Source organism: Devosia enhydra (genome assembly GCF_900119845.1).
In the GTDB taxonomy this organism is placed as follows: Bacteria; Pseudomonadota; Alphaproteobacteria; order Rhizobiales; family Devosiaceae; genus FPKU01.
In genome coordinates, this window is record NZ_FPKU01000002.1 from 343,381 (window position 1) to 359,122 (window position 15,742).

The window sequence follows — 15,742 nt, forward strand, 5'->3', positions numbered from 1 at the left end:
GGGGGCCTTGCCGCTTGCTCGAGGGCAATATGGGCAAGCTTGCAGCGCGTGATCTGATCATCAGAACCGCAAATCCCGCGCCCTTGTCGAAGGCCCCCTCACCCGGCCTTTGCTCCGCAAAGCCCGACCTCTCCCCCAGAGGGAGAGGTACCCCGGCCCCTCTCGACACCTCGCCAGGGGTGAAACGCAATGTCACCCCTCTTCACCTCTCCCTTCGGGGGAGAGGTCGGATGGCTCTTGCCATCCGGGTGAGGGGGCCTTGCCGCTTGCTCGAGGGCAATATGGGCAAGCTTGCAGCGCGTGATCTGATCATCAGAACCGCAAATCCCGCGCCCTTGTCGAAGGCCCCCTCACCCGGCCTTTGCTCCGCAAAGCCCGACCTCTCCCCCAGAGGGAGAGGTACCCCGGCCCCTCTCGACACCTCGCCAGGGGTGAAACGCAATGTCACCCCTCTTCACCTCTCCCTTCGGGGGAGAGGTCGGATGGCTCTTGCCATCCGGGTGAGGGGGCCTTGCCCCACGGACAAATGTCATGACGAGGACCAGCCACGATGAGCGTCCTCAAGACACGCTTCGCCGCCCGCGCCGCGCACGCCCTGCGCCAGAACATGACCGATGCCGAGCACCGGCTCTGGCAGCATCTGCGCAACCGGCAGATGCTGGGCCATAAATTCGTGCGCCAGCAACCGGTCGGGCCCTTCATCGTCGATTTCGCCTGCCGGGAGGCCAATCTCGTCATCGAGCTCGATGGCGGCCAGCATGCCGACAACCCCGCCGATGCCCGCCGCACCGCTGCCCTTGCCGCTCACGGCTACGAGGTAATCCGGTTCTGGAACAGCGATGTCCTCAAGAATCCCGAAGGCGTGATGACCGTCATCGCCGCCCGCCTCGCCCAGGCCCCCTCGCCCCACCTCCGCTTCGCCCGCCCCCCTTCACCTCTCCCTGTGGATGCGGGGCCCTCGCCCCAAGCGCTGCTCCCGCCGGACCCCACCCCTTCACCTCTCCCTTCGGGGGAGAGGTCGGATGGCCCTTGCCATCCGGGTGAGGGGGCCTTGCCCCACGCGACAATCCTGCTGCTCCCGCCGGAATCAGCCCAATGACCCCCGTCGTCTCCGCCAAGGGCCTCGGGCTCACCTACAGGACGCGCGAGAGCGAGGTGGTGGCGCTGTCCGATGTCGATCTTGATATCGGCAAGGGCGATTTCGTCTCCTTCATCGGCCCCTCGGGCTGCGGCAAGACCACGTTCCTGCGCGTCATCGCCGATCTCGAGCAGCCGACTTCAGGCAGCATCACCGTCAACGGGCTCACCCCCGAAGAGGCGCGGCTCAAGCGCGCCTATGGCTATGTCTTCCAGGCCCCGGCGCTGCTGCCCTGGCGCACTATCGCGCATAATATCGCCCTGCCGCTCGAGGTCATGGGTATCCCCCGCGCCGAGCAGCAGGCCCGCATCGCCCGTACCCTCGCGCTCGTCAATCTCGAGGGCTTTGCCGATCGGTTCCCCTGGCAATTGTCGGGCGGCATGCAGCAGCGCGCCTCGATTGCCCGCGCGCTGGCCTTCGATGCCGACCTGCTGCTGATGGACGAGCCCTTCGGCGCCCTCGACGAGATCGTGCGCGATCATCTCAATGCCGAACTCCTGAAGCTCTGGGCGGCCACCGGCAAGACCATCTGCTTTGTCACCCATTCCATCCCCGAGGCGGTCTATCTCTCCACCCGCATCGTGGTGATGAGCCCGCGCCCCGGCCGCGTCATCGATGTCATCGACAGCGACCTGCCGGCCGAGCGCCCGCTCGATATCCGCGAAACCCCCGAATTCCTGCGCCTCGCCGCCCGCGTCCGCGATGGCCTCAGGGCCGGCCATTCCTACGAGGAAAGCTGATGAGGCTGCTGCTTTGCCTGCTGCTCGTTGTTCTGGCGCTTCCGGCATTGGCTCAATCCGCCGAGCCCGTAGGTGCGGACAAGGCCAGCGATGGGCAGTTCACCGGCATCGCGATGGTCACCGACCACCTCGACTGGTACGCGATGTTCGCGCGTCCGCAGACGCCGCGCGTGTCGGGCCAGTCGCATTTCCCGCCGGGTCGGCAGGGCGCGCTGGCCCTGATGTTCAGCAATGCGGAGCCACGCAACGGCGTCGTGACGATCACCTGCGGTATCGAGGCCTTCGATCCCGACGGATCGCGGCAAGTGCATTCCGGGCCCTGCTATGAGGGCCCGTATCGGGGTCCCAATATCATCCACCCGACCCTGCTCGATCTGCAATTCAAGATCGGCCCGAACGAACGTGCAGGTCTGGCAGGGTTCCGGATCACCATGCGCGATGCTCATGCGCGCAAGACGGTCGGGCTCGCCGTCTCGTTTATCCAGGGGGCGGCGCGATGACCGGCCGCGCCTTCCGCGACGGCCGCTGGGCCGATCCGTGCTGCGAGCACTAGGCATGGCGCACGGCAAGACCCGCGGTTCCGGCAGTCTCGGCCCCATCCTCATCGTGCTCGGCGCGCTCCTGGTGCTCTGGTACGTCGCCGCGCTGGGCATGAACTGGGATCGGCAGGCAGGCCTCTACCAGCGCACCGGCGTTCCGATGCCTCCGGTCACGCAGGTCGTGGGCGACCTGCTCAACATGGACAAGCCCATGCTGCCGGCGCCCCATCAGGTGGCGACCGAAGTGTGGAAGACCACGGTCGAACAGGCCGTCACCTCGCGCCGCAGCCTCGTCTACCATGGCTGGGCGACGCTTTCGGCGACGCTTCTGGGCTTTGTCATCGGCACCGCGCTCGGCATCGGGCTCGCGGTGCTGATCGTGCATAACGACGCCGCCGACCGCTCGATGCTGCCTTGGATCATCGCCAGCCAGACCGTGCCGATCCTTGCCATCGCGCCCATGCTGATCGTCGTGCTCAACGCCATCGGCATCGAGGGGCTTTTGCCCAAGGCGCTGATCTCGGCCTATCTGAGCTTTTTCCCGGTGGTGGTGGGCATGGTCAAGGGCTTCCGCAGCCCCGAGCCCATCCTGCTCGATTTGATGCGCACCTATTCGGCCGCCCGCGCGCAGGTCTTTGCCAAGCTGCGCTGGCCCATGGCCATGCCCTATCTCTTTGCCTCGATGAAGGTGGGCATCGCCGCCAGCCTCGTGGGCGCCATCGTCGGCGAACTGCCGGCCGGGGGCGCCGGGCTCGGGGCGCGGCTGCTCGCCGGCTCCTATTACGGGCAGACGGTGCAGATCTGGGCCGCGCTGGTGGTCGCGGCGGTGATGTCGGGCACGCTCGTCATGCTGGTTGGGCTGGGCGAGCGATGGGTCACCGCCCGCATGGGGGCGCGCCCGGCATGACGCGGCTTTCCACCCTCCTCACCCTTGCTGCAGCCCTGCTGCTGGGCGCAATTATCGTCCTGCCCTTCGTCACCACCGATGGCTGGGTGCGGCAATCCTGGGATTATTCCCCCGTCATCTCTTTCTGCCTCGTCTCGCTGATCTTCATCTTCTGGTACCGGCATCGCCTGCCCGCCGCCATTCCGGGCACGCTGGCCACGGTGGGCGGGCTCATCCTGCTCTCGATCCTCCCCGGCATCGAGGCGGCGCGGGCCGGGTTCTGGGCCATGCTCGCTTCCGTGTGGGTACTGGCCTGGCTCTTTGCCGAACGGCTCTCCGCCGATCTGCGGGCGAAAGCTGCGCCCAGCCCGGTGCTCGGCGCACTCATCCCCATCGCCTTCGGCGCCGTCATCCTGCTGGTCTGGGAGGCGGGGACGCGCGGCGGCAATGTCTCGCCCGTGCTTTTGCCCCCGCCCTCGGGCATCGGGACCGCCATTCTCGACAATACCAGCCGCCTCTGGGCCGATTTCCAGCAGACCTTCCTGCGCGCCGTGCTCATCGGCTACGCGATCGGCTGCGGCTCGGCCTTTATCGTCGCCATCCTCGTCGATCGCTCGCCTTTCCTCAGGCGCGGGCTGCTGCCCTTGGGCAATTTTGTCTCGGCCCTGCCCATTGTCGGCATCGCGCCCATCCTCGTCATGTGGTTCGGGTTCGACTGGCATTCGAAGGCCGCCGTCGTCGTGGCGATGACGTTTTTTCCCATGCTGGTCAACACGCTGGCCGGCCTCGAGGCCACCAGCGCCATCGAGCGCGACCTGATGCGCACCTATGCCGCCAGCCCCTGGCAGAGCCTTTTGAAGCTCCGCCTGCCGGCCGCCGCGCCCTTCATCTTCAACGCCCTGAAGATCAACTCGACTCTAGCGCTGATCGGGGCCATCGTGGCCGAATTCTTCGGCTCGCCGGTGGTGGGCATGGGGTTTCGCATGTCCTCCGAGATCGGCAAGCTCAACCTGCCTCTGGTGTGGGCCGAGATCGCGGTGGCGGCGCTGGCAGGCTCGCTCTTTTACTTCGTGATCGCCCTTGTCGAACGGGCAGTCACCTTCTGGCATCCGTCCGTCCGCAGGGGTCGGGCGTAGCAATCGGGAAAGGGACGTCGATATGAGGAAGCTTCTTCTGGGATTGGCCGCCGGGGCGCTGGCGCTCTCAACGCTGCCGGCGCTGGCGGCCGATCCGGTCACCCTCCAGCTCAAATGGGTTCCGCAGGCCCAGTTCGCCGGCTATTTCGTCGCCAAGGACAAGGGCTTCTACGCCGAGGAAAACATCGACATCACCATCAAGCCTGGCAGCCCCGATATCTCGCCCGAGCAGGTTCTGGCCGGTGGCGGCGCCGATGTGGCGGTGGCCTGGATGGGTGGCGCGCTCGCCGCCCGCGACCAGGGCGCGCCGCTGGTCAACATCGCCCAGCCCTACAAGCGCTCGGGCCTGCTCATGATCTGCCCCAAGGATGGCCCGGTGCAGACCGAAGCCGACTTCCCCGGCAAGACGCTCGGCGTCTGGTTCTTCGGCAACGAATATCCCTTCATGGCCTGGATGAACAAGCTCGGGCTCTCCACCGAGGGCGGGCCGGATGGGGTCACAGTCCTCAAGCAGAATTTCGACGTCTCGGCGCTGATCGACGGGCAGGCCGACTGCATCTCGGTCATGACCTATAACGAGCTCAAGCAGGCTGCCGATGCCGGCTTCACCGCCGACAAGCTGGTCATCTTCAACTATTCGGAGATGGACAACGACCTGCTCGAGGACGGGCTCTACGTCATGGAGCCCAATCTCGCCAACGCCGCCTTCAAGGACAAGATGGTCCGCTTCGTGCGCGCCTCGATGAAGGGCTGGCAGTATGCCATCGAGAACCCCGAGGAAGCCGCAGAGATCGTGCTCGACAATGACGAGTCCGGCGCCCAGATCCTCGAAAACCAGATCTACATGATGAGCGAAGTCGGCAAGCTCATCGACGTCAACGATCCGGCCCTCGATCTCACCGCTTACGAGCGCACCGAAAAGGCGCTGCTCGACCAGAAGATCATCACCAAGGAGCCCACCGGCGCCTATACCACCGAGATCACCGACGCGCTCTGATCGGGTCTTGCGACTATGTCAGGGGCGGGTGCCGAGCGGTGCCCGCCCTTTTTGCCGCCCTTTTTCTGCCATCGCCTGCCCAAAATTGCGGCAAGGGGGCAACCAAATGCCGACAGCGACGGTTTGGAGAGTCATCACAAACGCGTCACAAGGGGTTTCCCATGAACGGCATCATCTATCTCGTCGGCCTCGTGGTCATCGTCATGGCCATCCTGTCCTTCATCGGCCTCGCATGAACCGCCGACCCGAAGAGGAGGCACGCCCATGACCATCAATGCTCCCGCCGACACGGTGGTAATCGCCGAAAACAGCAAGGAACAGTCGTCCTATGTCGACTGGCCGGCGATCATCGCCGGCATCGTGCTGGCCTCGGCCATTTCCCTCGTTCTGCTCACATTCGGCTCGGCCATCGGGCTGAGCTTCACCTCGTTTGATGCCCGCGAGGGCGCGGCTCCGTTCGCCATCGCCATCGCCGCCGCCAGCTGGCTGCTCTGGGTGCAGGTTTCGAGCTTCATGAGCGGCGCCTATCTCACCGGCCGGCTGCGTCGCCGGTTCCATGACGCCACCGAGCATGAAAGCGATGTGCGCGATGGCGCCCATGGCGTGCTCGTCTGGGCCGGCGCCCTGGTCGTCGGTGCGGTCATTGCCGCCAGCGGCGTCGGTGCTGCCGTCACCGCCATCTCCAACGCCACGGGCACAGCCGTCGAAGCCGCGTCCAATATCGCCGGCGAAGACGGGCTCGATCCCAATGCCTATCTGATCGATACGCTGTTCCGTGCTCCCGTGGTCACCGATGTCGCCGCGGCACCCGCCGCTGCGGCCCCTGCGACCCCGGCTCAGGGCACGCCCGGCACGCCTGCCTCCACCACTCCGGCGGTCACCGCGCCCGTCGCCACAGCCCCCGCTTCGGTTCTCGCCGTGCCGGTCTCGGAGGATACCCGCGGCGAAGTCGGTCGCATCTTCCTCAACGCCGCCACGAGCGAAGTCTCCGATGAGGACAGCACCTATCTTGCGAGCCTCGTCGCCCGCCAGACCGGCCTGCCGCAGGCCGAGGCCGAGGCCCGTGTCGATGCCGCCCTCACCCGCTTCGAGGAGGCCAAGGCCACGGCTCTCGAGGCTGCCGACCGCGCTCGTCGCACCGGCATCATCGCCGCCTTCCTCGCCGCCGCTTCGCTGCTCGTCAGTGCCGCCGGCGCCTGGTGGGCCGCCTCGATGGGTGGTCGTCACCGCGACGAGCAGACCGTCTTCGCCGACGTCTTCCGCCGCTATTGATCACTGTGCGGAGCGGGCCCCGCGCCCCTCCGCCCCTCATTCCTGGAGATAGACATGTTCAAGGCACTGGGCCTCTGGCTCCTCGGCATTCCGATCTGGCTGATCATCATCATCATGATCTTCCTCAACTGAGGATGCAAAAAGGGGAGGCTCGCGCCTCCCCTTCTGTCTATGCAGCGTCAGCAAACGCGACAGGCCCTCAGCGGGCGGTCTCCTCGGCCACCAATGCGACGGCCCGATCGTAAAGCGCCCGTCCGTCGACGCCCGAGGCATCCATTTGGCTCACCCAGTTGTCGATGGTGGCCTGCGCCACTTCCTTCCAGCGGGCCGTCTCGGCCTCGTCGAGGGTCACGATGGAATTGCCGGCATCCTGCGCGATCTTGAGGCCGGCCTGGTCGCCGCCATCCATGGCCTGGCCAAAGGCCCGCGCCGTCTCGACGCCGGAATTGGCATCGATGATGGCCTTCAGGTCGTCGGGCAGGTTGTTGTAGGCGTCGAGGTTCATGGTGAAGGCGAAGGTCTGGGTATAGAGCCCCTGCTCGCCCGAAAAGCCGGTGTGGTTCTTGACCAGTTCGGCCACGCGCAGCGAGGGCGTCACTTCCCACGGGATCGTCGTGCCGGTGATCACGCCCTTCGAGAGCGCTTCGGGCACGCCCGTCACCGGCATGCCCACCGGTTCGGCGCCCAGCCGCGTCAGCATGTCGTTGATGACGCGCGAGCCGCCGCGGATCTTCATGCCGCGCAGATCTTCGAGGCTCGTGATCGGATCGATCGAGTGGAACAGCCCCGGCCCATGCGCGTGCACGGCGATGAGCTTGACGCCTTCGAACTCGTCCATGGCGTTCTCTTCCACGAAGCGCTGGAAGGCCACCGAAGTGGCTTCGCCCGTGGTCACGAGGAACGGCATCTCGAAGACTTCGGCCTTGGGGAAGCGGCCCGGCGTGTAGCCCAGCACCGTCCAGATCAGGTCGACCACGCCATCGCGGGCCTGGTCATAGAGATTGGCCGGCGCGCCGCCCAGCTGCATGGCCGGATAGAGCTCGAACTTGATGCGCCCGCCCGAGGCCTCTTCCACCCGCTTGACCCAGGGCTCGATGGCCTTGGCCGGAATGGTAGCCTGGGCAGGCAGCATCTGGTGCACGCGCAGCGTCACCTCCTGCGCCTGGGCCGAACCGGCCAGCATCAGGCCGGCGACAAGGCTGCCGGCGAGGCCGCCGAGCACAACAGAACGTCTCTTCATCTTTGTCCTCCCACGCCGCATTGCTGACTGTCCTTGGCCGGGGCTGCGGCGGCCCCTGCCCGGTAATCGCTCGTCCGGCTCAGTAAGGCAGGCCGACATAGTTCTCCGCAAGCGAAGATGTCGCCGCCGCCGACTGGGTCAGGTAGTCGAGTTCGGCCTCCTGCATGCGCTGGCCGAAACTGTCGGTGTCCGGGAAGCGGTGCAGCGTCGAGGTCATCCACCACGAGAAGCGCTCGGCCTTCCAGATGCGCGACAGCGCGCGACCCGAATAGGCGTCGACGCCGGAATCGGAGCGTTCGCCATAATGCTCGATCAGGCCCTGCGAGAGATAATGCACGTCGCTGGCCGCGAGGTTGAGCCCCTTGGCCCCGGTCGGAGGCACGATATGGGCCGCGTCACCGGCAAGGAACAGCCGTCCGAACCGCATCGGTTCGCAAACGAAGGAGCGTAAGGGCGCGATCGATTTTTCGATCGAAGGGCCCGGCGTCACCGCATCGGCGATCCGCTCGGGCAGCCGGCGGCGCAGTTCGTCCCAGAACGCATCGTCGCTCCAGGCGTCCACCTTGTCGGAGGTGGGCACCTGCACGTAATAGCGCGAGCGTGTCATCGAGCGCATCGAGCAGAGCGCGAAGCCCCGCGGATGGTTGGCATAGACCAGCTCGTGGTCGGCGGGCGGCACGTCGGCCAGAACCCCGAGCCAGCCGAAGGGATAGACCCGTTCGTAGAGTGCCTTGGCCGCATCCGGCACGCTCGCCCGGCTCACCCCGTGATAGCCGTCGCAGCCGGCGATGAAATCGCAGGCGATGGTGTGCGTCACCCCGTCCTTCTCGTAGGTGACGCTGGGCGCCTCGCCCCCGAAATCATGCAGCGCCACATTGGCCGCCTCGTAGACGCTCGCCCAGCCCTGCGCAGCCCGATGCGCCATCAAATCGCGCGTCACCTCGGTCTGGCCGTAGACGGTCACCGTGCGCCCGCCGGCATGGGCGGGCAGGTCGATGCGGTGCTGCCGGCCGGCAAAGGCCAGCCCGAAGCCCTCATGCACCAGCCCCTCGACCTTCATCCGCGCCCCGCAGCCGACGGCTTGAAGCAGCCGCGTCGTGCCCTCCTCGAGCACCCCGGCCCGGATGCGCGCCGCCACATAGGCCTGTGAGCGCGCCTCCACGATCACAGTGTCGATGCCCGCCTTGCCCAGAAGCGCCCCGAGCAGCAGCCCGGCCGGCCCCGATCCGATGATCGCCACCTGCGTGCGCATCATGGCCCTGTCCTTCAATAGAGTAACCTGACGAGAAACAGCGTGATCACCGGGAATGCCGCGAGGATCACCACGCGCAAGAGATCGGAAGCCACGAAGGGCAGCACGCCCAGATAGGTCTGGCTCATCGGCACGTCCCTGGCCATCGAGTTGATGATGAAGAGGTTCATCCCCACCGGCGGGGTAATGAGCCCCACCTCCACCACGATCAGGATGAGGATGCCGAACCAGAGCGCGAACTCTTCCGGCGGCAGGCCGAAATCCATCGCCGTCACGATCGGGAAGACGATCGGCACAGTCAGAAGGATCATCGAGAGCGAATCCATCACGCAGCCAAACACGAGGTAGAACAGCAGGATGATGCTCAGCACCAGCCACGGATTGAGGCCCTGGCTCGTGACGAATTCGGCCGACGCCTGCGGCAGCTGCGAGAGCGCGAGGAAGCTGTTGAGCGCCGCCGCACCCAGAACGATGAGGAAGATCATCGCCGTCGAGGAGGCGGTCGAGAGCAGCGCCTGCTTGAAATTGGCCCAGTTGAGCCCGCGATTGGCGATGGCGATGATGCCCGTGCCCGCCGCCCCGATGGCGGCCGCTTCGGTGGGCGTGAACCAGCCGAAATAGATGCCCCCGACCACGAGGAAGAACACCAGCAGCACCGGCCAGATGTTGATGAGGCTGGCAAAGCGCTCACGATAGGGCACGCGGGGCAACCTGCCGGCATCCTCGGGCCGGAAGCGCACATAGATCGCGATGGTGATGAGATAGCCGATGGCGGCGAGGATGCCGGGCACGAAGGCCGCCATGAAGAGCTTGGCGATATTCTGCTCAGTGAGGATGGCATAGATGACCAGAATCACCGAGGGCGGGATCAGGATGCCCAGCGTACCGCCGGCTACCAGCGTGCCGGTCGAGAGCCGGCCCGAATAGCCGTGCTTGCGCAATTCCGGCAGCGCTACCTGCCCCATCGTCGCCGCCGTGGCGAGCGAGGAGCCGCAGATCGCTCCGAACCCGGCGCAGGCGCCGATGGCCGCCATGGCCACCCCGCCCCGGCGATGGCCGAGCCAGTCCGCCGCCGCCTTGAACAGCGCGGCCGACAGCCCGCCCAACGCCGCGAACTGCCCCATCAGCAGGAACAGCGGAATGATCGAGAAGGAGTAATTCGAGAAAGTGGCGTGGGTCAGCGACTTGAACTGCGCCAGCATCGGGTTCAACGAGCCGGTGATCATGTAGCTGCCGCCGATCCCCACCAGCAGCATGGCGAGCCCGATGGGCACGCGCAGGAAGATGAGGCCGAGCAGGATGGGGAAGGATGTCAAGCCGATGGCGACGTTGCTCAATGCGAAGCTCCCATCATCTGCGGCCGCGCCTCGGGATGGCGGAACTCATGGGTGGCGCGGGCCACGCAATAGGCCGAGACGATGATGAAGGTGATCGCCCCCACCATGCCCGAGGCATAGATCCACCAGAGCGGGATGCGCAGGATGAAGGTGGTTTCCATGTAGCGCTGCTTGTCGAGCATGCCCAGCCAGTGCCGCCAGGCGAGGAACACCGCCGCCCCCAGCATCAGCAGGTTGGCCATGATGTCGATGAACGCGTTGGCGCGCCGCGACATGAAATTGGTGACGATGTTCACATCGGCATGCCCACGCACATACTGGCACCAGGGCATGAAGCTGAAGACGGCAAAGAAGACGCCCGCTTCCACCAGTTCGTAGTCCCCGGGGATCGGCTTGAGCCCGGCAAAGATCAGCCCGCGCCCGATGATGGAGATCACCGTGGTCGCGGTGATCACGATCAGGATCACGCCTCCCGCGATCGCCACCCAGCGCGCCAGCCCGCCCACGAGGCGTCCCGGCATCGTGTTATCCATCGTCTCTCTCCCCCTCCGTGCCGATCCGCGTCACCTGGCCGACCAGTTCGCCGGCAAGCCGCAGCCCGCCTCCGGTCGTGGCCAGCATCTGCGGCAGCGTCAGCCATTCCAGCGTCCAGGTGGCGCCGGAGCGTTCGAATTCGTTTGTCATGGCGGCCAGCATCGCGGGCGCCAGCGCCCCATTGTAGCGCGCAAGGCTGACCAGAAGCTCGGCGCGCACGGGATTGGCCTTGTGGGCCATCGCCGACGAGCCGCCCCCGCCGGCAATCGCCAGCGAGCCGTCGAGCGCCATCAGCGCCATGTCCTGCCCCAGCTTGCCGAGGCTCGCCGAGACTTCCGCCAGCCACAGCGCCAGCCCCACGAGCCCGTCGCGCTCGGCCTGCCACGAGCGTGGCGACGCCTTGAGATCGAGCGCCCCCGCCAGTCCCTGCCGCAGCGCCTCGGCCTTGCCGCCGGCGCTTTCGAGCGTGCCCACGGGGCCTCCGAGCTGCACCCGAAGCACCGCCTGCCCGATCGCGGGCAGCCTCTCCGAAAGCCGCTCCAGCGGTCCGCGCCAGGCGGCGATACGGTGCCCGGCCGGTATCGGCAGGGCATCCTGCATCCGCGTGCGGCCCATGATCGGGCGGGCCCCGAAGCGCCGCTCCAGTGTCTCGAGCGCAGCGATCACCGCGCCCAGCCGGGCATCGAGATGGGCCAAAGCCGGTTTCAGCCGCAGCACCAGCCCGGTGTCGATGGCGTCCTGGCTGGTCGCGCCCCAATGCAGCCATTGCCGGTGGCGGGGCTCCAGCCGTTCGCGCAGTTGCACGAGCAGCGCCGGTATCACCACGCCATCCCTCGCCGCGCCCCTCGCCAGCGCCGCGATATCGGGAACAAAACCTTCGATCGCGCGGGCAATGCCGTCGGCCGCCTCGCCGGGGATCAGCCCCAGCCCGGCCTGCACCTCTGCCAGCGCCCGTTCGAAGCGCAGCAGCGCGCCGATTTCGGCCTCGACCGAAAACAGCGCGGCGATCTCGGGGTCGCCGAGCATCGCACTCAGGATCGGGTGGTCGAAGGCCGACAGGCTCATGCCGTGGGTCAATCCTCAGATATCGAAGAAGATCGTTTCCTGCGGACCCTGCAGGTGGATGTCGAAGGTGATCGTCTGGCCCTCGCGCTTGCCCACAAGTGTCGGTACGCGCGCCTGATGCTCGAGCCGCTTCAAAAGCGGATCCTCGGCATTGGCGGCGCTCTCCTCGGGAAAGTAAAGCCGCGTGTTGAGCCCCAGATTGATGCCCCGCGCCACGATCCAGAAGCTGATGTGTGGCGCCTGCATCCGCCCGTCGGGCCACGGCACGCGACCGGGCTTGATGGTCTCGAACCGATAGACCCCGGTCTCGCCATCGGCGGGGCAGCGGCCCCAGCCGGTAAAATGCGGATCGGCGCCGCCGCGCGGGTCGGTCGGGCCGGGATAGCGGCCCGACGCATCGGCCTGCCAGATCTCGATGAGCCCGTCGCGCAGGGGCGTGCCGGTGCCGTCAAAGATCCGGCCCGTCACGGTGATGCGTTCGCCCTTGGTCGCCTCGCCCACCATCACCGTGCCGAGGTCTTCGGGGTAAACGCCGGTGATGTCGCAAAAATTCGGCGTCAGCCCGATATGCACATAGGGCCCGGCGGTCTGGGACGGGGTTTCCTTGAGAAGGTTGAGGGGCTGCGGCATCAATTGCCCTCCCGCCGGTTTTCGAAGGGCGTCGAGCGGCGCCCGCGCAGGATGATGTCGAACTTGTAGGCGCGCGCATCCATCGGCACGGTGTTGGACATGTCGAGCGGCGCCACCAGCGCCTCGATCGCCGCCGGGTCGGCGATGGTGTTGACGATGGGGCAGAGCTTGAGCATCGGGTCGCCCTCGAAATACATCTGGGTGATCAGCCTTTGCGCAAAGCCCGATCCGAACACCGAGAAGTGGATATGGGCCGGCCGCCAGTCATTGACGCCATTGGGCCAGGGATAGGCGCCGGGCTTGACCGTGCGGAACCAGTACGAGCCATCCTCTGCCGTGATCGAGCGCCCGCAGCCGCCGAAATTGGGGTCGAGCGCCGCCTGGTAGCCTTCCTTCTTGTGCCGGTAGCGGCCACCGGCATTGGCCTGCCAATATTCCACCAGGACGCCGGGCACCGGCCGCCCACGCTCGTCGAGCACGCGACCATGCACGATGATGCGCTGCCCGATGGCCATTTCGCCGGGCCGGGCGAAGTTGATGATCAGGTCGTTGTCATTGGGCCCGATGAGGTTGTGCCCAAAGCGCGGGCCGGTCACTTCCGACAGCGAATTGTCGAACGAGATCAGCGCTTTTTGCGGGGCCCGCACCACCGAGGTCTTGTAAGTCGGGGTGAAAGCCGGCGGATGCCAGTTGCGGTCGCGCGGCAGGAAGGCACCGGTCTCGGGCGGGGTGTTGATGCCGAACTCCGTCATGCGCTCTCTCCCTGTCCCATTTCGGCATAGACCTGCTTGGCGATCTTGAAGGCATGGTTGGCCGCCGGCACACCGGCATAGATCGCCACATGCAGCAGCGCCTCGCGCACATCCTCCTCGGTCGCCCCCGTGCGGGCCGTGGCGCGGATATGCATCGCCATTTCCTCATAATGCCCGAGCCCGGCGAGGAGCGCGATGGTCACCATCGAGCGCTCGCGCTTGCTCCAGTTGGGCCGCGACCACACATGGCCCCAGGCCGCCTCGGTGATCAGCACCTGGAAGGGCGCGTCGAGCTCGGTCTTGCCGGCCTCGCTGCGCTCCACATGGGCGTCGGACAACACGGCGCGCCGCGTCTTCATGCCCTGGCTCAAACGGTCGACCGCCGCTTCGGTCATTGGCTGGCTCCGGAAGGTACAAGGGCCGCAAGGGCCCGGATCATGTCGGCAAGCAGCGCCGGCTGCTCCACCGGTGGAATATGGCCCGCGCCGGGGATCACTTCATAGCGCGCGCCCGGAATGAGCCGTGCGAGCGCCAGAACGAGGTCCGGCGGGGTCGAACCATCCTCGTCGCCCACGACGCAGAGGGTCGGCACGGCGATGGTTTTGACGAAGTCGGTGTAGTCGGCATCGCGCAGTGCCGCGCAGGTGCCGGCATATCCCGCGGCCGGCTGGCGGACGAGCATGTTGCGCCAGCCCGCCATCGCCTCGGTCTCCTCGGCGCGGTAGCGGGCGGTGAACCAGCGGGCAAGGATCGCATCGGCGATGCCCGCGATCCCGCCATCGCCCATCACCGCGTCGATCCGCCCGTTCCACAGTGTCGCATCGCCGATCTTGTGGGCCGTGTCGCAGAGCACGAGGCCGCGCACCAGGTCCGGACGCCGCTCTAGGAGCCCCTGCGCGATCATCCCGCCCACCGAGAGCCCGACGATGATCGCGGGCCCCAGCTCCAAATGGTCGATGAGCCCGGAGAGGTCATCCACATGCTGGTCCATGGTGTAGGGCGGAGCGCCCAGGTCCGAGAGACCATGCCCGCGCTTGTCATAGGTGAGGATCGTGAACTCACCGGCCAGTCGCACGATCACGTCGCGCCAGATGCGGAAATCGGTGCCCAGCGAATTGGCGAAAACCAGCACCGGTCGACCGCTGCCGGCGCCGAACAGCTGGTGGTGCAGCACCACGCCGTTGATCCGTGCGAATTGCATAGAATTTCATCTCCCTGCCACGAGAATGGACCGGTATTTCACGGGTGTAAAATCAGAGTCTTGCGCCCATTCATAACAGGCATGGTATGAATGGGCATGGACCCGCATATCCGCCTGCGTCACCTGCGCACCTTCATCGCCGTCGCCCGGCAGGGCGGCGTGGGCCGTGCGGCCGAGGCGCTCAATGTCAGCCAACCCGCCGTCACCCGTACTCTGCGCGAGCTCGAAATGGCGCTGGGCGCCGATCTCGTCGAACGCGACGGGCGTGGCGTTCGGCTCACCGCGCGCGGCCAAGTCTTTCTGCGGCATGCGGAAATCGGCCTCGCCGCGATCCGTCAGGGGGCCGATGCAGTGGCGCCCGGCGCCGTCACGAGCCTGCCGCCACTGCGTGTCGGGGCGCTGCCCACCGTCTCGGCCCGCCTGATGCCGGGGGCCGTCGACCGCTTCCGCGCCATCGCCGAGGGTCAGTCCCTGATGATCCTCACGGGCGACAACCGCTTCCTGCTCGACACCCTGCGCCGCGGCGATCTCGACCTCGTCGTCGGCCGCCTCGCCGCCCCCGAACAGATGGCGGGGCTCAGTTTCGAGTATCTCTATTCCGAGCAGGTGCGCTTCGCGGTGCGGCGCGGCCATCCGCTGCTCACCGCGCAACCCTTTGAAATCGCAGCGCTTGCGGCCTATCCCGTGCTGCTGCCGCCGCGCGGGGCGATCATCCGGCCCTTCGTCGAAAGGCTATTTTTGGCCGCCGGTATCGCCGAACTGCCGGTCGCCATCGAGACCGTTTCGGATTCCTTCGGCCGCTCGTTCCTGCGCCAGTCCGACGCCGTCTGGGTGATTTCCGAAGGCGTCGTCGCCAATGACCTCGAGGAGGGCACCCTGGTCGCGTTGCCCGTCGACACCACCGACACGCGCGGCGCCGTGGGGCTGACGCTGAGGGCCGGCGCCGGGCGCAGCGAGGGGCTGGAACGCTTCGGCCGTGCCCTCAGGGAGGCCACGGCCGAGCTTGGATTGTAGCAGTGCTTC

The 15,742-nt window shown here is 66.7% G+C and carries 17 protein-coding genes; 8 read left to right on the top strand and 9 right to left on the bottom strand.

Annotation, left to right across the window (positions count from 1 at the left end):
- The first annotated feature begins 550 nt into the window (after positions 1-550).
- The 7 genes from BT183_RS10765 to BT183_RS10800 all read left to right on the top strand — a co-directional run bounded on the left by BT183_RS10765 (position 551) and on the right by BT183_RS10800 (position 6,708).
- Entirely contained in the window at positions 551-1,099 is a 549-nt protein-coding gene (locus BT183_RS10765) for an endonuclease domain-containing protein (RefSeq protein ID WP_072342631.1), read from the top strand.
- Complete coding sequence (locus BT183_RS10770; RefSeq protein ID WP_072342634.1) at positions 1,096-1,878, top strand: ABC transporter ATP-binding protein; 783 nt, start codon at positions 1,096-1,098, stop codon at positions 1,876-1,878. The genes BT183_RS10765 and BT183_RS10770 overlap by 4 nt, the downstream gene beginning before the upstream one ends.
- Complete coding sequence (locus BT183_RS10775; protein ID WP_072342636.1) at positions 1,878-2,378, top strand: hypothetical protein; 501 nt, start codon at positions 1,878-1,880, stop codon at positions 2,376-2,378. The genes BT183_RS10770 and BT183_RS10775 overlap by 1 nt, the downstream gene beginning before the upstream one ends.
- 55 nt (positions 2,379-2,433) lie before the next feature.
- Positions 2,434-3,324 carry an ABC transporter permease gene (locus tag BT183_RS10780; protein ID WP_072342639.1) on the top strand — a complete coding sequence of 297 codons (891 nt, stop codon included), beginning with the start codon at positions 2,434-2,436 and terminating at the stop codon, positions 3,322-3,324.
- Entirely contained in the window at positions 3,321-4,439 is a 1,119-nt protein-coding gene (locus BT183_RS10785; RefSeq protein ID WP_072344600.1) for an ABC transporter permease, read from the top strand. Before BT183_RS10780 ends, BT183_RS10785 begins: the two co-directional genes overlap by 4 nt.
- A gap of 22 nt (positions 4,440-4,461) precedes the next feature.
- Entirely contained in the window at positions 4,462-5,436 is a 975-nt protein-coding gene (locus tag BT183_RS10790; RefSeq protein WP_072342642.1) for an ABC transporter substrate-binding protein, read from the top strand.
- A gap of 264 nt (positions 5,437-5,700) precedes the next feature.
- Positions 5,701-6,708 carry a hypothetical protein gene (locus BT183_RS10800; protein WP_072342647.1) on the top strand — a complete coding sequence of 336 codons (1,008 nt, stop codon included), beginning with the start codon at positions 5,701-5,703 and terminating at the stop codon, positions 6,706-6,708.
- Between the two features lie 199 nt (positions 6,709-6,907).
- Here BT183_RS10800 and BT183_RS10805 read toward each other — a convergent pair whose 3' ends face one another.
- The 9 genes from BT183_RS10805 to pcaD form a co-directional block, all read right to left on the bottom strand.
- Positions 6,908-7,948 (bottom strand): TRAP transporter substrate-binding protein, encoded by a 1,041-nt coding sequence (locus BT183_RS10805; protein ID WP_072342649.1) that lies wholly within the window; start codon positions 7,946-7,948, stop codon positions 6,908-6,910.
- Positions 7,949-8,027: 79 nt separating this feature from the next.
- A complete protein-coding gene (gene pobA, locus BT183_RS10810) occupies positions 8,028-9,200 on the bottom strand; it encodes a 4-hydroxybenzoate 3-monooxygenase (RefSeq protein ID WP_072344603.1) in 1,173 nt (390 codons plus the stop codon).
- A 14-nt stretch (positions 9,201-9,214) separates the two neighbouring features.
- On the bottom strand, positions 9,215-10,537 hold the full coding sequence (locus BT183_RS10815; RefSeq protein ID WP_072342651.1) for a TRAP transporter large permease: 1,323 nt from the start codon (positions 10,535-10,537) through the stop codon (positions 9,215-9,217).
- Positions 10,534-11,058 (bottom strand): TRAP transporter small permease, encoded by a 525-nt coding sequence (locus BT183_RS10820; protein ID WP_244545311.1) that lies wholly within the window; start codon positions 11,056-11,058, stop codon positions 10,534-10,536. Before BT183_RS10820 ends, BT183_RS10815 begins: the two co-directional genes overlap by 4 nt.
- A gap of 4 nt (positions 11,059-11,062) precedes the next feature.
- Complete coding sequence (locus BT183_RS10825; RefSeq protein WP_072342657.1) at positions 11,063-12,136, bottom strand: 3-carboxy-cis,cis-muconate cycloisomerase; 1,074 nt, start codon at positions 12,134-12,136, stop codon at positions 11,063-11,065.
- A 15-nt stretch (positions 12,137-12,151) separates the two neighbouring features.
- On the bottom strand, positions 12,152-12,766 hold the full coding sequence (gene pcaG / locus BT183_RS10830) for a protocatechuate 3,4-dioxygenase subunit alpha (RefSeq protein ID WP_072342659.1): 615 nt from the start codon (positions 12,764-12,766) through the stop codon (positions 12,152-12,154).
- Positions 12,766-13,518 carry a protocatechuate 3,4-dioxygenase subunit beta gene (gene pcaH / locus BT183_RS10835; RefSeq protein WP_072342661.1) on the bottom strand — a complete coding sequence of 251 codons (753 nt, stop codon included), beginning with the start codon at positions 13,516-13,518 and terminating at the stop codon, positions 12,766-12,768. The genes pcaG and pcaH overlap by 1 nt, the downstream gene beginning before the upstream one ends.
- Positions 13,515-13,913 carry a 4-carboxymuconolactone decarboxylase gene (pcaC, locus tag BT183_RS10840; protein ID WP_072342664.1) on the bottom strand — a complete coding sequence of 133 codons (399 nt, stop codon included), beginning with the start codon at positions 13,911-13,913 and terminating at the stop codon, positions 13,515-13,517. Before pcaC ends, pcaH begins: the two co-directional genes overlap by 4 nt.
- Entirely contained in the window at positions 13,910-14,719 is an 810-nt protein-coding gene (pcaD, locus tag BT183_RS10845; RefSeq protein WP_072342666.1) for a 3-oxoadipate enol-lactonase, read from the bottom strand. Before pcaD ends, pcaC begins: the two co-directional genes overlap by 4 nt.
- 96 nt (positions 14,720-14,815) lie before the next feature.
- Between pcaD and pcaQ the strand changes: the two genes are divergently transcribed.
- Positions 14,816-15,733 carry a pca operon transcription factor PcaQ gene (pcaQ, locus tag BT183_RS10850; RefSeq protein WP_342078869.1) on the top strand — a complete coding sequence of 306 codons (918 nt, stop codon included), beginning with the start codon at positions 14,816-14,818 and terminating at the stop codon, positions 15,731-15,733.
- Positions 15,734-15,742 lie beyond the last annotated feature (9 nt).

Bases quoted from the DNA above. Each gene is read 5' to 3' on its own strand.
- BT183_RS10765 (WP_072342631.1), top strand. From the start codon at position 551: ATGAGCGTCCTCAAGACACGCTTCGCCGCCCGCGCCGCGCACGCCCTG.
- BT183_RS10770 (WP_072342634.1), top strand. From the start codon at position 1,096: ATGACCCCCGTCGTCTCCGCCAAGGGCCTCGGGCTCACCTACAGGACG.
- BT183_RS10775 (WP_072342636.1), top strand. From the start codon at position 1,878: ATGAGGCTGCTGCTTTGCCTGCTGCTCGTTGTTCTGGCGCTTCCGGCA.
- BT183_RS10780 (WP_072342639.1), top strand. From the start codon at position 2,434: ATGGCGCACGGCAAGACCCGCGGTTCCGGCAGTCTCGGCCCCATCCTC.
- BT183_RS10785 (WP_072344600.1), top strand. From the start codon at position 3,321: ATGACGCGGCTTTCCACCCTCCTCACCCTTGCTGCAGCCCTGCTGCTG.
- BT183_RS10790 (WP_072342642.1), top strand. From the start codon at position 4,462: ATGAGGAAGCTTCTTCTGGGATTGGCCGCCGGGGCGCTGGCGCTCTCA.
- BT183_RS10800 (WP_072342647.1), top strand. From the start codon at position 5,701: ATGACCATCAATGCTCCCGCCGACACGGTGGTAATCGCCGAAAACAGC.
- BT183_RS10805 (WP_072342649.1), bottom strand. From the start codon at position 7,948: ATGAAGAGACGTTCTGTTGTGCTCGGCGGCCTCGCCGGCAGCCTTGTC.
- pobA (WP_072344603.1), bottom strand. From the start codon at position 9,200: ATGCGCACGCAGGTGGCGATCATCGGATCGGGGCCGGCCGGGCTGCTG.
- BT183_RS10820 (WP_244545311.1), bottom strand. From the start codon at position 11,058: ATGCCGGGACGCCTCGTGGGCGGGCTGGCGCGCTGGGTGGCGATCGCG.
- BT183_RS10825 (WP_072342657.1), bottom strand. From the start codon at position 12,136: ATGAGCCTGTCGGCCTTCGACCACCCGATCCTGAGTGCGATGCTCGGC.
- pcaG (WP_072342659.1), bottom strand. From the start codon at position 12,766: ATGCCGCAGCCCCTCAACCTTCTCAAGGAAACCCCGTCCCAGACCGCC.
- pcaH (WP_072342661.1), bottom strand. From the start codon at position 13,518: ATGACGGAGTTCGGCATCAACACCCCGCCCGAGACCGGTGCCTTCCTG.
- pcaC (WP_072342664.1), bottom strand. From the start codon at position 13,913: ATGACCGAAGCGGCGGTCGACCGTTTGAGCCAGGGCATGAAGACGCGG.
- pcaD (WP_072342666.1), bottom strand. From the start codon at position 14,719: ATGCAATTCGCACGGATCAACGGCGTGGTGCTGCACCACCAGCTGTTC.
- pcaQ (WP_342078869.1), top strand. From the start codon at position 14,816: ATGGACCCGCATATCCGCCTGCGTCACCTGCGCACCTTCATCGCCGTC.